Raw genomic sequence first — 3,369 nt, forward strand, 5'->3', positions numbered from 1 at the left:
ACGGTAGAAGCCGGTGGACACTGGAACTACTGGCCGAGCGGGCGGTGGAACTGAAATACATCGACAGCATCTCTCACGAGAGCGTCAGACAAGTCTTAAAAAAACGAACTCAAACCTCATCTTCGTAAATGCTGGTGTATTCCACCCGAGCAGAATGCTGCGTTTTTTGCAGCTATGGAAGATGTTCTGGATGTGTACCAGCAGCCCTACGATGCCGATTGTCCGGTCATTTGTATGGACGAAGAGCCCTATCAATTACTGGACGAGGCCAGACAGCCGATCCCCATGAAACTTGCGAAACCACGACGTGAGGATAGCGAGTATGTCCGGAACGGAACCTGCAGTATTTTCATCTTCACGGAGCCCTTGATGGGTTGGCGCCATGTGGCGGTACGCGAACAACGGACTCGGATCGACTGGGCGGAGCAAGTGAAGGAATGGTTGGAGGTCCACTACCCTGCAGTTCCGAAAATAAAGCTGGTCATGGACAACCTGAATACGCATTCCGTCGCCTCTCTCTATCAGGCTTTTGATCCGGAAACGGCTCGTCGCTTAGCCAAACGGTTGGAGATTCATTATACGCCGAAACACGGCAGCTGGTTGAACATCGCAGAGATCGAACTCAGCGTCATGACAAGCCAATGTTTGGGTACCCACGATTTAAGGATTGATACGGTACTAGTGTCCGCAGGTATCCTCGCTACACAGGGGCTTGGCCCCTCCTGTGACCGGACTTTCACCGGCTAGAAGATGCGTGCCTCTGGGCACGCCGCACTAAAAAAAGCACACCCTGGGGGTGCGCCTTAAGCGAATTGGCGTTATAAATTGTTTCACGACCAACAAGAATAAATGCGATCATTCGGGGGGCTTGGACAGCGCCTTCGGCGCTTCGACAGGAAGCAGCAGCGTAAAGGTCGTCCCTTTCCCCACGATGCTTGACGCCTCGATCGAGCCGCGGTGCGACTCAACGATGTTTTTGACGATGGCGAGTCCCAGGCCTGTGCCCGAGCTTCCGCCGCGCGTGCGGGCCTTGTCGGCCTTATAAAACCGTTCGAAAATATACGGGATGTCCTCGGCCGGGATGCCCTGCCCTTCATCATGAACGGTCAGCTTGACGAACGGCCTGCCTTTGAGCGAAACGAGTGCGGCTTCCACTACAATTTCGGCGCCCTCGGAGGTGTGGCGCAGCGCATTGTCCAGCAGATTGGTCAGTACCTGCTCCAGCCGGTCCTCGTCGGCGTCCTCCAGGTCGACCGCCGTCGGAGGCAGCCCGTACCGGAACCGGATCCCCCTCTCCTTCGCGTACACGGAAAATTTCCGGTGGACGCGTTTGACGATCGCCGCCACATCAACCCGGTCATGCTTCATCTCCAGGTGACCGGCCTCCATCCGCGCCAAATCCAGCAGATCCTTCACCAGCCTGCCCATGCGGAGCGATTCGTCATGGATGACCTGCACAAGCTCGTTCCGCTCTTCCGGCGACGCTGCGATATCATCCATGAGCGCTTCGCTGTAGCCCTGCAGCATCGACAGCGGCGTGCGTATTTCGTGCGACACGTTGGCGACAAAATCCCGGCGCAGCTTCTCCAGCCGCGACTCTTCCGTCACGTTCCGCAGCACCGCCACCGCTCCGCGGATGCTCTCCTTCGACTTCAGCGGAGCCATCGCCACCGACCAAACCTCATTCAACACATGAACTTTCCCATGCTGGTCGCGGCCTTGCCGCAGAACCGTGCGGAATTGCTCATAGAGCGGCCCGGGCACGGCCCCGTAAGGCTTGCTCGTCAACATGCCGTCCCGCTCCCACTCCAGACCGCCCCACCGTTCCATAATGCCGTCGCCCTCCGGATTCGTCAGGATAACGCTGCCCGATGCGTCGAACGTGACAACCGCATCGGCCATGCTGCGGAGGACGCTGGAAAGATGGTCTTTCTCATGCTGGAGATCGCGGATCAGCTTATCGACCTCGCCGGCCATATGGTTGAACGTGCCAGCCAGCTCGCCGATCTCATCGGTCGAGCGGATCGGCACCCGCGTCCGGTATTCGCCCTGCGCGATCAAATCGGCCGCCTTCTTCAGCTGAATCAGCGGCTGGGTAATTTTGAACGACAGGAAAAAAGCGAAAAATGTCGTCAGCGAAAACCCGGTGATCCCCGTGATGATGAACAGCACCTTGACCTGATACTGGGAGTTGTTGAAGGTAACATCGATATAATGCATCAGGAAAATGCCGACGATGACCAGAACGACGGCGACCAGCACCATGATAGTCGCCCAAAGCTTGCCAACGACGCTGCGCAGAAAACGGAACATCATTTATTTCGGGACCTCTAGCTTGTAGCCGACGCCCCAAACGGTTGTAATCATCGAAGCCGCCTCTGCCGACACCTTGTTCAGCTTCTCGCGCAGCCGCTTCACATGCGTGTCCACCGTCCGGAGGTCGCCAAAAAACTCGTAATTCCACACATCCTTCAGCAGATCCTCGCGGGAGAACACCTTGTCCGGAGAAACGGCCAAATAATGCAGCAGCTCATACTCCTTTGGCGTCAGGCTCACTTCTTGCCCACCGGCGCTGACGCGGTGCGCGTCATGCTCGATGACCAGATGAGGAAAAACGATGTTGTTGCTGGAATTCGCTTCTTTAGTAAGGAACGCCGTCGCCGAAGAGCGTCTCAGAATCGCTTTGACCCGATAAATGACCTCGCGGGGGCTGAATGGCTTAACGACGTAATCATCGGCCCCGACTTCAAAGCCCTGTACCCGGTTCATTTCCTCACCCTTGGCCGTCAGCATGATGACCGGCGTTGCCTTGAACTGTCTCAGCCTTGCGCATACCTCGATCCCGTCGATGCCGGGAAGCATGAGATCCAGCAGAATAAGATCATAGTCGATGACCGTGGCCAGCCGGAGCGCCTGTTCGCCGTCCTCCGCTTCCTCGATCACATAACCTTCCTTCTCCAAATACATTTTCAGGAGACGGCGAATCCGTTCCTCGTCATCGACAACCAGTATGCGGTGAATATGCTCGGACATTGCGCACCAACTCTCCTTTTGCATCCCGTCTAAATCGTTATACCCCGGCGTACGAATGCAGACCGGCGATAATAAGGTTAACCCCGACAAGCGTAAACATGACCACGATAAAACCGATCACCGCGAGCCAAGCGGACCGCATCCCCTGCCAGCCGCGCGACAACCGCAAATGCAAATATGCGCTGTAGAACAGCCAGGTGATGAGCGCCCATACTTCCTTTGGGTCCCATCCCCAGAATCGACCCCATGCCTGCTCGGCCCAAATCATCGCGAAGATAAGCGCGCCAAGCGTGAACACGGGAAAGCCGATGGCGATCGACCGGTACGTAATTTCAT

Annotated in this window: 3 protein-coding genes and 1 pseudogene; 1 reads left to right on the plus strand and 3 read right to left on the minus strand. The window is 56.5% G+C overall.

Annotated elements, in window-relative coordinates:
* Positions 1-111: 111 nt before the first annotated feature.
* Positions 112-747 (plus strand): annotated as a pseudogene (locus BG52_RS13865) (IS630 family transposase); the annotation flags it as partial.
* Positions 748-855: 108 nt separating this feature from the next.
* Here the strand turns inward: BG52_RS13865 and BG52_RS13870 are convergent.
* From BG52_RS13870 to ccsA, 3 genes are all read right to left on the minus strand, one after another.
* Positions 856-2,316 carry an ATP-binding protein gene (locus BG52_RS13870; RefSeq protein WP_036585925.1) on the minus strand — a complete coding sequence of 487 codons (1,461 nt, stop codon included), beginning with the start codon at positions 2,314-2,316 and terminating at the stop codon, positions 856-858.
* On the minus strand, positions 2,317-3,033 hold the full coding sequence (locus tag BG52_RS13875; protein WP_036585923.1) for a response regulator transcription factor: 717 nt from the start codon (positions 3,031-3,033) through the stop codon (positions 2,317-2,319).
* A 37-nt stretch (positions 3,034-3,070) separates the two neighbouring features.
* Positions 3,071-3,369, minus strand: a 299-nt coding sequence (ccsA, locus tag BG52_RS13880; protein ID WP_036667510.1) for a cytochrome c biogenesis protein CcsA, incomplete at its 5' end; no start/stop codon positions are given.

The sequence above is a fragment of the Paenibacillus darwinianus genome, assembly GCF_000598065.1.
Lineage (GTDB): Bacteria > Bacillota > Bacilli > Paenibacillales > Paenibacillaceae > Paenibacillus_I > Paenibacillus_I darwinianus.

What these genes read in the sequence shown, in the direction of transcription:
- BG52_RS13875 (WP_036585923.1), bottom strand. Translation starts at nt 3,033, where the DNA reads ATGTCCGAGCATATTCACCGCATACTGGTTGTCGATGACGAGGAACGG.
- BG52_RS13870 (WP_036585925.1), bottom strand. Translation starts at nt 2,316, where the DNA reads ATGATGTTCCGTTTTCTGCGCAGCGTCGTTGGCAAGCTTTGGGCGACT.